Below are 17611 nucleotides of genomic sequence, written 5' to 3' on the forward strand. Positions count from 1 at the left end.
TTAATGGGAGACCACGAAAATGTCTTAACTGGAAAACTGCATACGAGGTCTTCACGGAAGAAGTGTTGCACTTAATTTGACAAACCGTCGTCTTAAAAAAGCACCCCCCTCTTTTTAGAGGGAGTGCTGAAAATAAGTTCAATTAAAGGCGGACGATTAAGACATCACATTTCGCATAACGGGTAATACTTTCAGAGACACTACCAATGAAGAAACGTTCGACAGCATTTAAACCGGTTGCACCACAGATGATCAAATCGACGTTATGATTCGGTGCAAGCTTTTTGGCGATGGTTACTTTAGGAGAACCGTATTCAATAGCAACTTCAACATCTTTGACACCACGTTCTTGAGCCGTCTTGACGTAATCATCAAGCAGTTCTTTCGCATAGGATTCGGCACGTTCGGTGATCGTCCGATCGTACGCTTCGACAGTCGCGAAAGTCCGCGTATCAATGACGTGAGCAATGACGAGTTTGGCATTGTTTCGAAGTGAGACGTCAATCGCCGTTTCAAAAGCACGTTCTGCCTCTTTTGATCCGTCGACTGCTACTAAAATGTTGTGATATACGATTGCCATCATGTATCCATCCCTTCGTGTTCGTCTGATTTTACACCCTTATTATACCATTCCCTTAAATAGAAGGTGAGGAACATTTAAGGAGATTTTAAAATTGTTCTTCGACAGCGGAACCCGTAAGATGGAAAGAGATGAAAGGAGGCGATGCCAAGATGAGGCACGCATTAATTACAGCAGGAACAAAAGGATTAGGTGAGATGGTGACCCGCCGTTTGCTTGAAGAAGGTTGGCACGTTACGGCACTACATCGCTCGGAACCGACATTTTCCTATGAACGGCTCCATTTGATTCAAGCAGACGTGACAAATCAAGATCAGTTGATGGATGCGGTCGAACAGACGATGGCTGTCCACGGTCGGATTGACGCGTTGATTTTAAATGCGGGGCCGTATATCTTCGAACGGAAATCGCTCGTCGACTATTCGGATGAAGAATGGAATGAAGTAGTAACCGGTAACCTGACAGCTAGTTTTTGGTTGTTAAGAAAAATCCTTCCAATCATGCGCGACCAACAATACGGACGTATCGTTACATACGGTTTTCCGGAGAGCGCTTCTGCACCCGGGTGGGTGGAACGGGCTGCCTTCGCCGCTGCGAAAAGCGGTATGGTCAGTCTGACGAAAAGTGTTGCCCTGGAAGAGGCCGAACACGGCATCACAGTAAATATGGTCAATCCCGGCAATATTGTAGGGGACAATAAATCGAAGCGGATTGAAGAAGCGGCAGCGGATGATCAGACACCTGTCGGACGAACGGGTGTCGGAGAAGATATCGCCCGGGCCATTTCGTTTTTACTGGCGGAAGAGTCCGGTCTGATTACAGGCGCAGTTTTAGATGTGACCGGCGGCGTCAATGTCGTCCATCAATCACGTCCTTGAAGAAGAGGAAGGCAAAAAAAGAGATCAATTCCGACTGATTCCGGAATTGATCTCTCTTTTTAGTGGGACGGGATGGACTGAAGATGTTTCGGATAGTGTGTCAAAGCTTCAGGACCGTTTTCTGTCAGATGAATATCGTCTTCGATTCGTACCCCGCCGACGTTTGGAACATAGATACCCGGTTCGAGCGTATAGACGATGCCGGCTTCTGCTGTCAGCAAATTGTTTGATGCGAGTGACGGGAATTCATGCACGTCGATGCCGAGACCGTGTCCGACACGATGCGTGAAGTAGTCTCCGTAACCGGCTTGATCAATCACGTTCCGGGCTGCTTGATCCAATGTGCCGAGGGTCACGCCGACCTGGCTGGCTTCTGTTGCAGCTTCAAGTGCCTGGAGAACGGTTTGATAGATGGTTTGTTGTTCTTCACTGGCCTCTCCGTAAACAAAAGTCCGGGTGATGTCTGAACAATATCCTTTCCATACGACACCGAGGTCGAACAGGACGAAATCGCCTTCTTGAATGACGCGGTCACCTGGGACGCCGTGCGGATCAGCGCTGTTCGCTCCGAATAGAACGAGTGTGTCGAACGACATCTCGCGGACACCTTTCTTTTTCATTTCGAACTCGATTGTTGAAATGACTTCCATTTCCGAGACACCTGGACGAATCGCCTGTTTGCCGATTTCGATTGCTTCGTCCGCGAGTGCGGCCGCTTCGCGGAGAATTTCAATTTCTTGAGCATCTTTTTTAAGGCGTAATGCTTGTACAGGTTGACCAATATCAAGGATGGCCGCATTTTCCTGGCGGGCTTCCAACTCTTTGAACCGGCTGAACGTCATATGTTCACCCTCGATCCCGATTCGGTTATTGGAAATCGAAAATGTTTTAAGGGCTTCGCTGATTTTATCAAAGGGATGTTCATGGTCTGCATACGTAATGACTTCACCGTCCCATGGACTTGCGGCAACGATGTTTGCTTCGAGCGCAGGGCAGAAAAGAGCGCGTTTCCCGTTTGCATCAACGATGACGGCCATTACGCGTTCATGGGGTTCCGCATAGACACCTGAAAAATAAAAGACACTCGCTTTTGACGTAATTAAGGCAACGTCAATTCCTGATTCTTGTAATACACGACTAATCTGGTTTGTCCGTTCTAACATATCGTTTCCACCTCTCTGTTCGTTTCATGATTCAGTATACCATCGTTGGAAATGGAAAACATTTCTCGTAAATCGGGACTAGTACACTTTTCATTCATTGGAGTAGTACAGTATAATGACAGAAGAGTAGAATATAGGAAAAAGAAGGGATACAGCATGCCTACAAAACATGAACAGATCATCCGGCACATTGAGGATCTCGATGTGGGCGCCAAAATATCCGTCCGGCAAATCGCAAAGGACTTAACGGTATCCGAAGGTACGGCCTACCGTGCCATTAAAGAAGCGGAAAATTTAGGGTTCGTCTCAACGATTGAACGCGTCGGAACGATCCGCATTAAAAAGAAACAAAAAGAAAATATTGAAAAGCTGACGTTTGCGGAAGTCGTCAATATCGTCGACGGACAAGTTCTCGGAGGACGTGACGGACTGCATAAGACGTTGACGAAATTCGTCATCGGCGCCATGAAGCTGGAGGCGATGATGCGTTACATCGATGTCGACAGTCTCGTCATTATCGGAAACCGGGAAAAAGCACATGAACTGGTCCTCGATGCAGGAGCAGCGGTCCTGATCACCGGCGGGTTTGATACGACGGAAGACGCAAAACGGTTGGCGGACGAAATGGAGCTGCCGATCATTTCAACGTCTTACGACACGTTCACTGTCGCGACGATGATCAACCGGGCGATTTACGACCGATTGATCAAAAAAGAAATCCTGCTTGTCTCCGATATCTTGATTCCTTTACACGATACGTTTTATTTACAAACGAACGATCCGATTTCCAGATGGCATGAACTCAATGAACAGACGAAACATAATCGTTATCCGGTCATTGATGAACAGATGAAGGTTGTCGGTGTCGTGACGGCGAAGGATATCATTGACCGTCCGCACGATTGGCCCGTCGAAAAAGTCATGACCCGTCATCCGATCACGGTCGGAATCCGGACGAGTGTGACGAATTCCGCGCATCAGATGGTGTGGGAAGGAATTGAGATGTTACCGGTCATCGATCAATACGGTCGGTTGCTCGGGATCATCAGCCGACAGGATGTACTGAAAGCCCTGCAACTTGCGAACCGCCAGCCGCAAGTCGGTGAAACGTTTGATGATTTGATCACCGGACAAATCAAGGCGGCGGAAGATGCGAGAGGACCTTACCTTTCACTGGAAGTCTCGCCGCAAATGACGAACTTCATGGGAACAGCTTCAAGTGGTGTGTTGACGACTCTGCTCGTCGAAGGGGCGACCCGGATGTTGCGTCATATGAAAAAGGGCGATCTCGTTATCGAAAACGTCAGTATCTATTTCATCAAACCCGTCCAAATCGAGAGTACGATTACGATCCGGGCAAATGTCTTTGATGTCGGGCGAAAGTTTGGAAAAGTGGATGTCGAAATGTATCAAGGCACACAAATCGTTGCGAAAGCTCTCGTGACCTCACAACTGATTGATCGATAACGTAACAGGACACAAAAAAAGACGGTATCTACCGTCTTTTTTAGGACTGTTCCGTCTGTTCCATTTCACGGACGACATACGGATAGATTTTTTTATAGCGGATGAAGCCGGCGATGAACGAAGCGACACCGATGACGATCAAAATCGAACAGACGACTTTTCCGATCGTCGTCGTCAATCCGTCACCGGAGACGAATTGGTTGACGGCAAACAAGATGACGAACAAGCTGAGCCAGATGCTCGCTTGCGTATTAAATAAAAATTTTCGGTTCGTGCTTTTCGTATGAAACGCACGTCGTTTGGCAAGCAGATATCCGCCGAGTGACAAAACGATTAACAGAATGAGAACAAACTGCATATGGATGACCTCCTTTTCTTTCTGTATCTATTTGTATCATATCAATATTTAGAGGAGCTGTGCACTGTGAAAGAACAAATCAGACAATTGATTGAACAAGCATCCACGATCATCATTCACCGCCATGAACGTCCGGATCCGGATGCGTTAGGCAGTCAGTTTGGATTGCAACGGGTTTTACAAAATCGATTTCCCGATAAAAAAATAAAGGCCGTGGGTGAAATGGCGGCTTCACTTTCCTTCATGGGAGAACTTGATTCGGTGGACGCAACAGAATATCAACAGGCGCTTGTCATTGTACTGGATACAGCCAATCAAGGTCGGATTGATGGAGCGGAAGCCTTGAACGGGCAACAGACGATTAAAATCGATCACCATCCGGATGAAGATCCTTACGCAGACGTTCAGATTGTCGATACAACCGTCAGTTCTACGTCGGAGCTGTTGGTCCATCTTTTAAATGAATGGGAGTACGATATCCCGGCCGCTGCAGCGATTCAATTTTATGCAGGAATCGTTGGAGATACAGGTCGTTTCCAATTCAGAGGGACGACAAGCCGGACGTTTTCCGTCGCGGCGCAACTGCTGGATACAGGGATTGATACGGATTGGCTCTATCGAAATATGTATCAGACGGAACTAGTCGCTTTACAGTTACAAGGTTACGTGTTGCAACACATCCAGTTGACGGAAGCAGGCGTCGGTTACGTCGTGTTGACGCAAGATACGTTGGCGACGTTCGATGCGACCGTTGAACAGGCCTCTCTTCTTGTCAACAGTTTTGCAGGCTTGAAAGGCTTAAAAGCATGGGCCTTGTTCCTCGAAACAGATAAGGAAGTGCGTGTCCGTCTGCGCTCGAAAGGGCCCGTCATCAATGAGGTGGCTAAAGAATTCAATGGGGGCGGACATCCGATGGCATCAGGTGCAACAATCAAGGATTTAACGGAAGTTGATAAGGTCGTATCCCGTTTAAATGAAGTGGCAGAAGCCTTTACTTTCGAATAAAAAAGGGCTGCTCGCCATCATCCTGTTTCGGATACATGGCGAACAGCCTTTTTTGCATCAATGAGTGGAAGCCTCTTCCTGGGGGATGAACCAAGTTCCCCGTTCTGTATGATCTTCAATGACATTCAATTCAAGTTCTTTGACGGACTTACGAATTTTTTCAGCGATTTCTTCAGTCTCGGTAAAAGCGGTGACCCCTAATTTCAGTTGTTCCACTTTTTCACGAGCGATTTGGCTACGGTTTAAAATCATGGCAAACTCTCCTTCCGTGCAAGTCATGATGTTCTCTTTTTATTGTAGCGAAAAATGATAGGGATGGCGAGACTGAGAAACACATAGATATGAAACTTCTGAAAACGTTTCATTTACAGGCGAAATATAATCAAGTGAGGATGGAGGAGACAGGATGGTCCAACTAAATGTCCGTACAGCATACAGTCCTTTGCAAAGTACGATTCGGATGGATCGTTATCTCGATGAAGTGAAGCGACGCGGCTTTTCGGCTGCAGCGATTTGTGAGACTTCTTTGACAGGCGTCCCGGCATTTATGGCAGGCTGTAAGCAACGGGAACTGATTCCGATCGTCGGATTCGAACAAGTCATAGAACCGGATGAACTTACGATTCTATGGTATGCGAAAACAAGCCTTGGATTAAAAGTACTTTACCGGCTGGCCAGTGAAATGCCGGTTGAAGATTACTCGGAGCTGATTGCCGTCCTCGAACCGAAACGTCAGGCACCGGAAGATGAAGCGCGCTTGCGGCGTCTCGTCGCCCAGTGGATGGGATCAGCACACAAAGCCACGATTTTACTTGGTGTCAAGGCAGTCCGTTCGACTGTTGAACGCGACAGCAGGGAACGATACCGTCAAGCGGCAAATGCCCTGGGAATTGAAACGATTCCGATTGATCCCGTCCGTTATCTCTTTCGCGAAGAGGCAGATGCGTTTCAAGCCCTGCGTGCCATTGACGAAGGTACGATGTTCGCTGAACAAAAGGTCAGCCGATCGGCTCATCTTAAACTGACGGAAGAATTACAGGATCAGTTTACGGACCGGGAATTGCGGTTGTTAACACGGTGGGCGGAGTCGCAGGAGACGCTGACGTTACCGTTTCAATCGCGTCCTCTTCCACAGGTGACGGATGATTCGAATCACGCCCTGAACCGGTTGGCGCACGATGGTTTACTTGCACATGGACATGTCGGGGAAGAAGCGACGAAACGGCTGCAGTATGAACTCGAAGTTATTGAAAAAACAGGATTTGCGGACTATTTTCTGATTGTTGAAGATTTGGTTCGCCACGCGAAAAGTGAAGGAATCCGTGTCGGCCCGGGACGTGGATCGGCTGCCGGATCACTCGTCAGTTATGCCCTCGGGATTACGACTGTCGATCCGCTGAAGTACGGTTTGTTATTTGAACGGTTCCTGAATCCGGAACGGATCACGATGCCTGATATCGATATTGACATTGAAGATGCGCGGCGGGAGGAAGTGCTTGAGTACCTGGTCGAGCGGTACGGCAAGCAACATGTCGGTCAAATCGGAACGTTATCGACTCTTGGAGCGAAAGCCGCCCTGCGTGATGTGGCACGGGCATTGGAATTTTCGAAAGATGAAACCGACGCGGCGGCAAAACAATTGGGAAAAGTGACGACGCTGCAAGGGCTCGAGCAACAAGCATCCATTTACCGTTGGTTCTCGGGCAGTGAAAAACGACGTCAATTGTTACAGTTAGCTCAAGCGATCGAAGGATTACCGAGACAACGTTCGATTCATGCTGCCGGCGTCATCATCGGTTCAGAGGAACTGATCGAGACGACACCGGTTGACTTACATGCAAGTGGACGGTTCGTCACACAATATTTAATGAAAGCAATCGAACAACAAGGTTTGCTGAAGATCGACTTGCTCGGATTACGTAATTTAACACGGTTACGGCAGATGGAGCAGTTGATTCAGCATGCGTACCCTGATTTCTCGGTCGAACGGATACCGGACGAGGACAAAGCGACGTTACGGTTGTTTGCCAAAGGAGAGACGGATCAAATCTTCCAATTTGAATCGGCAGGGATGAAACAGACGCTGCGCGAAGTCAAGCCGAACCGGTTTGAGGATTTAGTCGCGACGATGTCACTGTTCCGTCCGGGACCGATGAAGTTCATCGATCTCTATGCGAAACGAAAAGCCGGTCAACCTTATCAAATGGTTCATCCGATTTTAGAAGAAATTTTAACCGCGACCTACGGCGTCATTGTCTATCAGGAACAAATCATGGAGATTACACGCCGGGTTGCCGGATTTACGCTGGCTCAAGCCGATTTGCTGCGGCGGGCGATTTCGAAAAAAAGCAGTCAGTCTGTAGAAGCGGAAAAGAAACGTTTTATCGAAGGGGCATTGCAAAACGGTTTTGATTTAACGGTTGCCGAAACGTTGTACGATCAAATCGAACGGTTTGCCGGTTATGGATTTAACCGCAGTCATGCTGTTGCCTATACCAAAATCAGTTATGCACTCGGATATATGAAAGCTCATTATCCGCAAATCTTTTCATTGGTATCGATTGATCAACCGGAACGTCTCGTCCGCGTCATGCGGGAAAAACGGCTTCCGGTATTGCCGCCCGATATTTGGATGTCGGATTTCCGTTCGACATTAGAAGGCAAAGGAATCCGGCTCGGAATTCAGACGCTTCGGGGAATTACGGAAAAAGACTTTCATACGTTACGTGAAGCCGCGAAAACCTCGCAGACGATCACACAGTTATTGTCGGCAGTCGGGTGGGGGAAAAAGGAACGGGCGAAGATTGAGCTGTTGTTGTACAGCGGGGCATTCGATCGTTCGACTCATGGAGACCGGGGGCTTGCAGAGCAGGAGGTCCTCGACTACTTTACGATGGCTTCAAATACGCTGCTTCCGGACGAACTCGCAAGCCTTGGACGGAGAAAAACAACAACACAAACGAACCGGACAGCGACCGATTGGGCACGTCTTGAGCGCGAGTCACTTGGATTTTGGCTGACCTATTCTCCATTGATGACCGCGATGAAGCCGCCTGTTGAGACGACACATTTCCAAACCATCTCCCTTGAAGGGAATCAAACTAACTATCTGGTTTGTTATATCGAGCAAATCCGTGAATTCAAAACGAAGCGTGCCCAGACAATGGCAGTCATTCATGCCGTCGACGGGTATACGACGGAGGAAGTCGTTGTCTTTCCGCAACAGTATGCCGCGTTCAAACGTTCGTTGTATATCGGAAACGTGCTGTTAATTGAAGTGAAGGTGCAGGAACGTGAGGGAGATCGTCAATTCGTCCTCGAGCGCTTGCGTCCTTTGGGGCAGGACGTCCTATTCGTCAAACTGCCGTCTAAAAATGATCTCGCTGTTCTGGAACGGATGCTCGAATCGGCCCCGGGTGACATTCCGGTCGTCGTTCGTTATGCCGATACGAATGAAACCAAGCCGCTGCCGGGAATTTATGCCGTTCAACAGGAAGAGGAATTGATGGCGCAACTCCGGATTCGCTTCGGGGAAGCGAATATCATCCTGAAAAATGTGCCGCGTTCGAACTAGTAGTAGGTAATAAGATTTGTTATAATAAGGGGTAATTGGTCTGACCAATGACCGCCGGAATAAGGAAATGACGCATGCGTCAGGAAGGTGGTGCTGTACAAAATGGAGAAAAAGCGGAATGCTTTTGAAACGAATATTTCAGCAATCAAAACGATGATCGAAAAGGATGGCTTTGTGCCGGGAGATCGAATTCCATCAGAACGTGAATTGGCAGAACGACTGTCGATCAGCCGTCCTTCGGTGCGGGAAGCACTTCGGACGCTCGCTTATCTCGGAATCATCGAGACAAGGCACGGGGGAGGCAGTTTTCTTTTAAACCGGGATGACCATACCTACATTCAGATCATCGCACAATTTTTAGTGACCGGCGATTCAAAATTTGAAGATTTGGCAGGAACACTTCGTTTGCTTGAACAGGCAGCGTTTGTTCAACTCGCGGACGCGTCCATTCTAGAAGCGCACGTCGATTCCGATGCGGCATTTCGGGAAACGCTGATCGCTACAATCGACAATGATTTGTTTGAGCGGATCTGGCGGCAAGTGAATGCCTTCTATCAAAGTTTTGGTCAAGGGGAGCTCTATACGCGAGCGGAACGGGAAGCTTTTCTAAAACGCTCGTAGGAACCACAAGGGGGAACTAACGTGCAAGCATTTTTTCGAAAACCTAAAAAATTTGTCACTCTGACGTCAAAGGAACAGCGGGTCGATGTACCGGTTGGTTTAATGACAAAATGTCCGAAGTGCAAACTGATCCAATATACGAAACAACTCGAAGCGAACTTAAAAGTCTGTGTCTGTGGATACCATCATCCGTTAACAGCGACTGAACGATTTGAACAATTATTTGATGCGGGAACGATTACGTATTTTGATTTACCGGCAGTCAAGGCCGATCCACTCGATTTTCAGGATTACCCTGAAAAGCTGAAAGGTGATCAAGTGCGGACAGGACTTGAAGAAGCGATTGTCTGCGGTGTCGGTCAAGTCAATGGATATCCGCTCGTCGCCTGTGTCATGGACGCCCGTTTCCGGATGGGCTCAATGGGAGCAGCAGTCGGAGCAGCGATTTCGGAAGCAATCCGTTACGCGACAAAAGAAAGATTACCCGTAACGATTTTTTCAGCTTCAGGTGGAGCACGGATGCAGGAAGGAATGGTCAGCCTGATGCAGATGGCGAAATCGAGCTTATTCCTGAAACAGCATTCTGATGCCGGATTGCTGTACGTTTCATGTATGACGCATCCGACGACAGGTGGAGTATCGGCAAGTTTTGCCATGTTAGGCGATTTTAATATCGCAGAACCCGGCGCTTTGATCGGCTTTGCCGGCCGGCGGATCATTGAACAGACGATTCGTGAAAAATTACCGGAAGACTTCCAAACGTCAGAGTTCTTACTGCAGGCGGGACAACTCGACGATGTCGTATCGCGACACGACTTGAAAACCTACTACACACGAATTCTGATGATGCACTCGGAGGAAACCAATCATGCAACCATTTGATCAACCAGTAATCGCATTGCGCAAAAAAATATTAGAACTGCACGATATGGCAGAGACGCAAGGCCTTGATTTCAAAGAAGAACTGAATTTATTGGAAGAGCGGCTGCGTCGGTTAGAACTCGATATTTACGGGAATATGAAAGCGTGGAACCGTGTGCAACTGGCACGGCACCCGGAACGTCCGACGACACTCGATTATGTGCGCTTGATTTGTGACGACTTCATTGAATTGCATGGTGATCGGCATGGATATGACGATGCAGCCATCGTCGGAGGTATTGCAATGCTGAATGGACAAGCCGTAACGGTGATTGGTCATCAGCGGGGGAAAGATACGAAGGAAAATATCCGCCGTAACTTTGGTATGCCGCATCCTGAAGGGTACCGGAAAGCTTTACGGTTGATGCAACAAGCAGTGAAGTTCAATCGTCCCATCATTACATTCATTGATACAAAAGGCGCATATCCCGGCCGTGCAGCGGAAGAGCGCGGACAAAGTGAAGCCATTGCGAAAAACCTGTTTGAAATGGCCGGAATGCCGGTCCCGATTATTTCGATCGTCATCGGCGAAGGCGGATCGGGCGGAGCACTCGGAATCGGTGTCTGCGATCAGCTGTTGATGTTGGAGAACTCCACGTACTCCGTCATTTCACCTGAAGGTGCAGCTGCCCTTCTTTGGAAAGACGCCAGTCTCGCGGAGAAAGCGGCGGAATCGATGCAAATCACGGCGCCTGATTTACTGCGACTCGGGATTGCGGACGGCATCATCTCAGAAGTCATCGGTGGAGCGCATTTAGATGTTTCATTACAGGCGGACAAACTAAAATCTGTTCTAGAACAAAAGCTTGCCCAACTGACCCGTTTGACACCAGAACAGTTAATCGAGAAGCGTACAGAAAAATATCACCAAATTGGCACATAACCTGCATGTAATCGCTATCATGATTGGCAGTCCTTATTTCGTGAGAGGATGAACAAACTGCTGTAGAAAGTTTATGCAGTCTGCCCTGTTGTAAAACAACAAAACTACGTGCTATTTTAGACTAAGATTAATAGAGAGGTGATTAACGTGAGTTTGAAACGGATTGCTGTTTTAACAAGTGGTGGCGATGCACCCGGCATGAATGCCGCAGTGCGTGCTGTAACACGTAAGGCGATTTTTCATGGACTGGAAGTGTTTGGTGTCTACAACGGATACCAAGGTCTGATTAACGGAGATCTCGTCCAATTGAACCTTGGTTCAGTCGGTGACATCATCCAACGGGGTGGAACGTTCCTGCGTTCTGCACGTTGCCCGGAATTCCGGACTGAAGAAGGACGCGCGAAAGCTGTCGTCAATCTGAAGAAATTCGAAATCGATGCACTCGTCGTCGTTGGTGGTGACGGGTCTTATCGTGGTGCTCAAAAATTGACGGGACTCGGTTTCCCGACGATCGGTCTTCCGGGAACGATTGATAACGACATCCCGGGTACGGATTACACGATTGGTTTCGATACAGCCCTCAATACGGCACTCGAAGCCATCGATAAGATCCGTGACACGGCGTCGTCACATGAGCGGACATATGTCATCGAAGTCATGGGACGCGACGCAGGGGATATCGCACTATATGCTGGATTAGCCGGCGGAGCGGAATCAATCCTGGTTCCGGAACGTCCGGAAGATTTAAAAGAAGTCTTGAACCGGATTCAAAGCGGTGTCAATCGTGGTAAGAAACACTCGATCGTTATCGTAGCGGAAGGTGCCGGACGTGCGCAGGATGTTGGAGACGAGATTGCCAAGGAAACAGGACTTGATACACGTGTCACGGTATTAGGTCATGTTCAACGCGGCGGTGCGCCGACAGCTGCTGACCGTGTACTGGCAAGCCGGATGGGTGCCTATGCGATTGACATCCTGCTTGAAGGTAAGCAAGGACGTGTCGTAGGTGTACGCGGCGGTAAGATGGTCGATCTTGATATCGACGAAGCATTGGATGAAAACAAACACGAACTGGATCTCGAAATCTTAGAGTTGTCAAAACAACTATCCATCTAAGGTAGACTGACATTCGTCGTATTGGTATAGGTTTATTGGCATTGTGATCGAACAGCCAAACATTCTAGGAGGTTTATGGAATATGCGCAGAACTAAAATTGTATGTACGATTGGACCGGCGTCAGAAAAACGTCTTCCAGAAATGATTGAAGCGGGTATGAACGTTGCTCGTCTTAACTTCTCACACGGTGACTATGAAGAACATGGTGCCCGCATCACGGATATCCGTCGTGCAGCAGAAGAAGCAAACAAATTAGTTACGATTCTTTTAGATACAAAAGGTCCGGAAATCCGCACGCATACGTTTGAAGAAGGTAAAGCCCTCCTCGCACGCGGCAAACAAGTCATCGTCGTCAGCGGTGACGCAAACGAAATCGTAGGTACAGCTGACAAGTTCTCTGTCACATACGACGGTTTATACGATGATGTCGAAGTCGGTTCAATGATTATGCTTGATGACGGGTTAATCGGACTCCGTGTCGCAGAAAAACTCGACAACCGTGAACTTCTTTGCGACATCGAAAACGAAGGAATCATTAAAACGAAAAAAGGGGTTAACTTACCAAATGTAAAAGTTAACTTGCCTGCTTTGACAGACAAAGACATCGCAGACATCGAGTTCGGAATTAAGAGCGACATCGATTTGATCGCTGCTTCATTCGTACGTCGTGCGTCTGACGTTGTTGCGATTCGTCAATTGCTCGAAAAACACAATGCCAGCCACATCAAAATCTTCCCGAAAATCGAAAACCAGGAAGGTGTCGACAACATCGAAGAAATCATCGCGATTTCTGACGGTTTGATGGTCGCACGTGGTGATCTCGGGATCGAAATTCCGACTGAAGAAGTCACGCCGACACAAAAAGATCTCATCAAAATCTGTAATGATTACGGTAAACCGGTCATCACAGCAACGCAGATGCTTGACTCGATGCAACGTTTCCCGCGTCCGACACGTGCGGAAGCATCAGACGTCGCCAACGCAATTCTTGATGGAACAGATGCCATCATGCTTTCAGGTGAAACAGCAGCCGGGGACTACCCGATTGAATCTGTTCAAATGATGCACACGATTGCGAAGCGTACGGAGAAAATGCTCGACTACAAAATGCTCTTGAAAGATCGTCAAACACGCAGTGAGCACACTGTGACGGATGCGATCGCTCAAGCGGTTACGCATACAGCCATCAACCTGGACGCAAAAGCAATCTTGACACCGACACAGTCTGGTTACACAGCTGCCCGGATTTCAAAATACCGTCCAGAGCCAAATATCGTTGCCGTCACACCGAGCGCGCGTGTTGCACGTCAACTCAACATCGTTTGGGGTGTTTACCCGATCGTTGTCGATCACCTCTCAGACAACACGGATGACATGTTGACACTTGCTGCTGATACAGCAAAAGAAGCAGGATTCGTCACAGACGGTGACCTCGTCGTCATCTCTGCAGGTATCCCGGCTCTTACAGCAGGTACAACAAACATGTTGAAAATTCACATCGTCGGTAAAGAAATCACAAACGGTCGCGGAATCGGTGAACGTGGTGTCGTTGGCGAAGTCGTCATCGCGCATACAGCTGAAGAAGCAAACGCAAAAGCAAAACCAGGCATGATTCTTGTCACGAACTCAACGGATCGCGACATGATGCCTGCAATCGAGATGGCTGCAGCAATGGTCACAGTAGACGGCGGATTGACTAGCCATGCTGGAATCGTTGGTCCTTCACTCGGTAAACCGGTTATCGTCGGTGTTGAAAACGCCATGACAATCTTCACGGATGGTCAACGTATTTCAATCGATCCGTTAACAGGTAAATTGTACAACGCATAATCACTGAAACGGATGTGGCGAAAGCCATATCCGTTTTTTCAAATCGGGGGTTTTAACATGGAAGCCTATCTGTTTTTGATCGGTCTCGTGTTGATCGGTGTCATCGCTCAAAACAAATCATTGATCATTGCAGCTGCTTTTTTGCTGATCATTAAGGCGATTGGTCTCGACGGACGTCTGTTTCCGTCTTTACAGGCGAAAGGCATCACCTGGGGAGTCACGTTAATCACAGCGGCCATCCTGGTACCGATTGCTACGGGAGACATCGGATTCAGGGAACTGCTCAACAGCGTACGGGGACATATCGGTATCATTTCGTTTTTAGCGGGAATTTTTGTCGCAATCATTGCGGCCCACGGTGTGGGTCTGATGAAGGAAGATCCCCTCGTCACGACAGCGTTGCTTGCCGGAACGATTCTTGCAGTCGGATTGTTTCGGGGTGTGCCGGTCGGTCCTTTAATCGGCGCTGGAATCGCCGCTCTTGTCATCGGGATGTGGGACATCATCGTCAAAGCAATCAGCGGCTAAGGGATGTTGTAATAGGGAACAGAATTAATTTTTTGATAATAGTATGCAAGTTCGTTCACTTTTTGGTTAATTTTGTTTATACTAAGAACAGAAACAAGATGGTCTATTCAGGAGCAAACGGTTCGATGTGGGGAACGACTCTTGCTTAGACGTCTTTTTTTCAATACGGAAATGAAAGCGTTTTAAATTTCTGGGGGAAAAAAAGGGGGATTTTTGTATGACACAAACAAAAGGTTTAGAAGGAATCGTCGCAACATCATCGAAGATCAGTTCGATCATCGATGGTCAGTTGACGTATGGTGGGTATACAATTGATGATTTGGCGGAGCACGCCTCATTTGAAGAAGTGGTCTTTTTACTTTGGAATGACCGCTTACCAAAAGAAGACGAACTGAAGCAATTGTCAGAAGCTTTGATTTCTGAAGCGACGGTTGCACCGGCAGTCCTTGAGACATTAAAAGTGGCGCCAAAAACCGCTAACGCGATGTCAGCCATCCGAACGGCTTTGTCACAACTTGCATTATATGATGAATCGGCGGAAGATATGTCGACAGAGGCGAATTACGCTAAAGCCATCAAACTCCAAGCGCAGATTGCGACACTCGTGACTGCATATGCACGAATCAAAAAAGGTCAAGAGCCGGTTGCACCGAAAGCTGGACTTTCATATGCAGCGAATTTCCTCTACATGCTGACAGGCGAAGAGCCGACAGAAGTAGCAGAAAAAGCCTTTAACCAGGCGCTTGTCCTGCATGCGGATCATGAGCTGAACGCTTCAACATTTACGGCGCGTGTCTGTGTCGCGACGTTGTCTGACATCTATTCAGGTGTCACGGCTGCCATGGGTGCTTTGAAAGGTCCGCTTCACGGTGGAGCGAACGAAGCTGTCATGAAGATGTTGGTTGAAATTGATTCAGTTGAAAAGGTTGACGAGTATGTTCATAATAAGTTTAAGAACAAGGAAAAAATCATGGGCTTCGGTCACCGTGTCTATAAGGACGGCGACCCGCGTGCGAAGCATCTCCAAGAGATGAGCCGTCAATTGACAGCACAAATCGGAGAACCGAAATGGTATGAGATGTCAGTGAAGATTGACGAAATCGTCCAATCGGAAAAAGGATTGAAACCAAATGTTGATTTCTATTCGGCTTCGACGTACCATGCACTTGGACTTGATACGGAATTGTTTACACCAATCTTTGCCGTTAGTCGTATGTCAGGTTGGTTAGCGCACATTTTAGAGCAGTATAGCGACAACCGCCTCATTCGTCCACGCGCCGATTATATTGGTGAAACACACCGGACATACGTGTCCATGAACGAACGTTAAAAAGGCGGAGAGGAGAAATCCTCTCCTGCTTTTTGATGACATCAATCATATTCAAGGGGGATTTTACAAATGGCTACAATTCAAGGCGAAAACATCACAGTAACAGACGGAACACTTAATGTACCGAATTCACCAATCATTCCATTCATCATCGGTGATGGCACTGGACCTGATATCTGGAATGCTGCAGTTCGTGTCTTCGACGCTGCTGTCGAAAAAGCATATAACGGCGAGAAGAAAATTGAGTGGAAAGAAGTCTACGCCGGAGAAAAAGCCTTCAACAAAACAGGCAACTGGCTTCCTGAAGAAACACTTGATCTGATTCGTGAACATATCATCGCAATCAAAGGACCACTCACGACACCAGTCGGCGGCGGAATCCGGTCGTTAAACGTTGCGCTTCGTCAAGAACTTGATTTATATACATGTCTTCGTCCGGTCCGTTACTTCACAGGCGTTCCTTCACCGGTTAAACGTCCAGAAGATACAGATATGGTCATCTTCCGCGAAAACACAGAAGATATCTATGCTGGAATCGAGTACGCATCAGGCAGCGAAGAAGCACAAAAATTACTTAACTTCCTGCAAACAGAGATGGGTGTCAACAAGATCCGTTTCCCTGAAACATCTGGTCTCGGAATCAAGCCGATTTCAAAAGAAGGAACAGAACGTCTTGTCCGTGCAGCAATCGAATATGCACTTGAAAACAAACGCGCTTCATTGACGCTCGTCCACAAAGGAAACATCATGAAGTTCACGGAAGGCGCATTCAAAAACTGGGGTTATGAACTCGCAGAACGTGAATATGCAGAACACGTCTTCACATGGAACCAATATGACCGTATCAAAGATGAAGAAGGTGCTGATGCAGCGAACAAAGCACAGTCTGAAGCAGAAGCAGCCGGCAAATTGATCGTTAAAGACTCGATTGCTGATATCTTCTTACAACAAATCTTGACGCGTCCAAAAGAATTCGATGTCGTTGCAACAATGAACTTAAACGGAGACTACATTTCAGATGCGCTTGCAGCACAAGTCGGCGGAATCGGGATTGCACCGGGTGCCAACATCAACTACATGACGGGCCACGCAATCTTTGAAGCGACTCACGGTACAGCACCGAAGTATGCAGGACTTGATAAAGTAAACCCATCTTCTGTCATTCTTTCAGGAGAAATGATGTTCCGTCACCTCGGATGGAATGAAGTCGCAGACTTAATCATTCAGTCAATGGAAAAATCAATTGAAGGCAAAGTCGTCACATATGATTTCGCACGTCTCATGGATGGCGCAACAGAAGTGAAATGTTCTGAATTCGCAGATGAACTCATCAAGAATATGTAATCTTGCATAGGG

General features: G+C 47.7%; 16 protein-coding genes. 12 read left to right on the forward strand and 4 right to left on the reverse strand.

The genetic code is table 11. The features are described from left to right. Positions 1-142 precede the first annotated feature (142 nt). Positions 143-580 (reverse strand): universal stress protein, encoded by a 438-nt coding sequence (locus KNP91_RS11375; protein WP_026827730.1) that lies wholly within the window; start codon positions 578-580, stop codon positions 143-145. A gap of 152 nt (positions 581-732) precedes the next feature. Here KNP91_RS11375 and KNP91_RS11380 point away from each other — a divergent pair, with 152 nt between their 5' ends. Beyond that, positions 733-1458, forward strand: a complete 726-nt coding sequence (locus tag KNP91_RS11380; RefSeq protein WP_214763293.1) for an SDR family oxidoreductase — start codon at positions 733-735, stop codon at positions 1456-1458. 59 nt (positions 1459-1517) lie between these two features. Here the strand turns inward: KNP91_RS11380 and KNP91_RS11385 are convergent, their stop codons facing one another. Further along, entirely contained in the window at positions 1518-2621 is a 1104-nt protein-coding gene (locus KNP91_RS11385) for a M24 family metallopeptidase (RefSeq protein WP_214763295.1), read from the reverse strand. Between the two features lie 156 nt (positions 2622-2777). Here KNP91_RS11385 and KNP91_RS11390 point away from each other — a divergent pair, with 156 nt between their 5' ends. Next, positions 2778-4088, forward strand: a complete 1311-nt coding sequence (locus tag KNP91_RS11390; RefSeq protein WP_012371089.1) for a DRTGG domain-containing protein — start codon at positions 2778-2780, stop codon at positions 4086-4088. 40 nt (positions 4089-4128) lie between these two features. Here the strand turns inward: KNP91_RS11390 and KNP91_RS11395 are convergent, their stop codons facing one another. After that, positions 4129-4446: a YtpI family protein gene (locus tag KNP91_RS11395; RefSeq protein WP_012371088.1), complete on the reverse strand. Its 318-nt coding sequence runs from the start codon at positions 4444-4446 to the stop codon at positions 4129-4131. Positions 4447-4512: 66 nt separating this feature from the next. On the opposite strand from KNP91_RS11395, the gene KNP91_RS11400 reads away from it, so the two are divergent. Beyond that, entirely contained in the window at positions 4513-5451 is a 939-nt protein-coding gene (locus tag KNP91_RS11400; protein WP_214763297.1) for a DHH family phosphoesterase, read from the forward strand. 57 nt (positions 5452-5508) lie between these two features. On the opposite strand, the gene KNP91_RS11405 is transcribed toward KNP91_RS11400, so the two are convergent. Beyond that, positions 5509-5703: a YtzJ family protein gene (locus KNP91_RS11405; RefSeq protein ID WP_114595250.1), complete on the reverse strand. Its 195-nt coding sequence runs from the start codon at positions 5701-5703 to the stop codon at positions 5509-5511. Between the two features lie 154 nt (positions 5704-5857). On the opposite strand from KNP91_RS11405, the gene dnaE reads away from it, so the two are divergent. The 9 genes from dnaE (at position 5858) to icd (ending at position 17599) form a co-directional block, all read left to right on the forward strand. Further along, positions 5858-9025 carry a DNA polymerase III subunit alpha gene (dnaE, locus tag KNP91_RS11410; protein ID WP_214763299.1) on the forward strand — a complete coding sequence of 1056 codons (3168 nt, stop codon included), beginning with the start codon at positions 5858-5860 and terminating at the stop codon, positions 9023-9025. 102 nt (positions 9026-9127) lie between these two features. After that, a complete protein-coding gene (locus tag KNP91_RS11415) occupies positions 9128-9646 on the forward strand; it encodes a FadR/GntR family transcriptional regulator (RefSeq protein WP_214763301.1) in 519 nt (172 codons plus the stop codon). Positions 9647-9667: 21 nt separating this feature from the next. Further along, a complete protein-coding gene (gene accD / locus KNP91_RS11420; protein ID WP_012371083.1) occupies positions 9668-10528 on the forward strand; it encodes an acetyl-CoA carboxylase, carboxyltransferase subunit beta in 861 nt (286 codons plus the stop codon). Next, positions 10515-11450 carry an acetyl-CoA carboxylase carboxyltransferase subunit alpha gene (locus KNP91_RS11425; RefSeq protein WP_012371082.1) on the forward strand — a complete coding sequence of 312 codons (936 nt, stop codon included), beginning with the start codon at positions 10515-10517 and terminating at the stop codon, positions 11448-11450. The genes accD and KNP91_RS11425 overlap by 14 nt, the downstream gene beginning before the upstream one ends. Positions 11451-11603: 153 nt before the next feature. Continuing rightward, on the forward strand, positions 11604-12566 hold the full coding sequence (pfkA, locus tag KNP91_RS11430) for a 6-phosphofructokinase (RefSeq protein ID WP_285801107.1): 963 nt from the start codon (positions 11604-11606) through the stop codon (positions 12564-12566). 82 nt (positions 12567-12648) lie between these two features. Further along, the gene (gene pyk, locus KNP91_RS11435) at positions 12649-14397 is read left to right on the forward strand and encodes a pyruvate kinase (protein ID WP_214763313.1); all 1749 of its coding nucleotides are present in this window, start codon (positions 12649-12651) and stop codon (positions 14395-14397) included. Between the two features lie 57 nt (positions 14398-14454). Further along, positions 14455-14925 carry a DUF441 domain-containing protein gene (locus tag KNP91_RS11440; RefSeq protein WP_012371079.1) on the forward strand — a complete coding sequence of 157 codons (471 nt, stop codon included), beginning with the start codon at positions 14455-14457 and terminating at the stop codon, positions 14923-14925. 217 nt (positions 14926-15142) lie between these two features. Continuing rightward, positions 15143-16255, forward strand: a complete 1113-nt coding sequence (gene citZ, locus KNP91_RS11445) for a citrate synthase (RefSeq protein WP_214763320.1) — start codon at positions 15143-15145, stop codon at positions 16253-16255. A 69-nt stretch (positions 16256-16324) separates the two neighbouring features. Next, positions 16325-17599 carry an NADP-dependent isocitrate dehydrogenase gene (gene icd, locus KNP91_RS11450; RefSeq protein WP_012371077.1) on the forward strand — a complete coding sequence of 425 codons (1275 nt, stop codon included), beginning with the start codon at positions 16325-16327 and terminating at the stop codon, positions 17597-17599. Positions 17600-17611: the final 12 nt, after the last annotated feature.

The sequence above is a fragment of the Exiguobacterium sp. s138 genome (genome assembly GCF_018618775.1).
Taxonomy (GTDB): Bacteria; Bacillota; Bacilli; order Exiguobacteriales; family Exiguobacteriaceae; genus Exiguobacterium_A; species Exiguobacterium_A artemiae.

Coding starts and splice junctions, on each gene's coding strand:
- KNP91_RS11375 (WP_026827730.1), bottom strand. CDS start 580: ATGGCAATCGTATATCACAACATTTTAGTAGCAGTCGACGGATCAAAA.
- KNP91_RS11380 (WP_214763293.1), top strand. CDS start 733: ATGAGGCACGCATTAATTACAGCAGGAACAAAAGGATTAGGTGAGATG.
- KNP91_RS11385 (WP_214763295.1), bottom strand. CDS start 2,621: ATGTTAGAACGGACAAACCAGATTAGTCGTGTATTACAAGAATCAGGA.
- KNP91_RS11390 (WP_012371089.1), top strand. CDS start 2,778: ATGCCTACAAAACATGAACAGATCATCCGGCACATTGAGGATCTCGAT.
- KNP91_RS11395 (WP_012371088.1), bottom strand. CDS start 4,446: ATGCAGTTTGTTCTCATTCTGTTAATCGTTTTGTCACTCGGCGGATAT.
- KNP91_RS11405 (WP_114595250.1), bottom strand. CDS start 5,703: ATGATTTTAAACCGTAGCCAAATCGCTCGTGAAAAAGTGGAACAACTG.
- dnaE (WP_214763299.1), top strand. CDS start 5,858: ATGGTCCAACTAAATGTCCGTACAGCATACAGTCCTTTGCAAAGTACG.
- KNP91_RS11415 (WP_214763301.1), top strand. CDS start 9,128: ATGGAGAAAAAGCGGAATGCTTTTGAAACGAATATTTCAGCAATCAAA.
- KNP91_RS11425 (WP_012371082.1), top strand. CDS start 10,515: ATGCAACCATTTGATCAACCAGTAATCGCATTGCGCAAAAAAATATTA.
- pyk (WP_214763313.1), top strand. CDS start 12,649: ATGCGCAGAACTAAAATTGTATGTACGATTGGACCGGCGTCAGAAAAA.
- KNP91_RS11440 (WP_012371079.1), top strand. CDS start 14,455: ATGGAAGCCTATCTGTTTTTGATCGGTCTCGTGTTGATCGGTGTCATC.
- citZ (WP_214763320.1), top strand. CDS start 15,143: ATGACACAAACAAAAGGTTTAGAAGGAATCGTCGCAACATCATCGAAG.
- icd (WP_012371077.1), top strand. CDS start 16,325: ATGGCTACAATTCAAGGCGAAAACATCACAGTAACAGACGGAACACTT.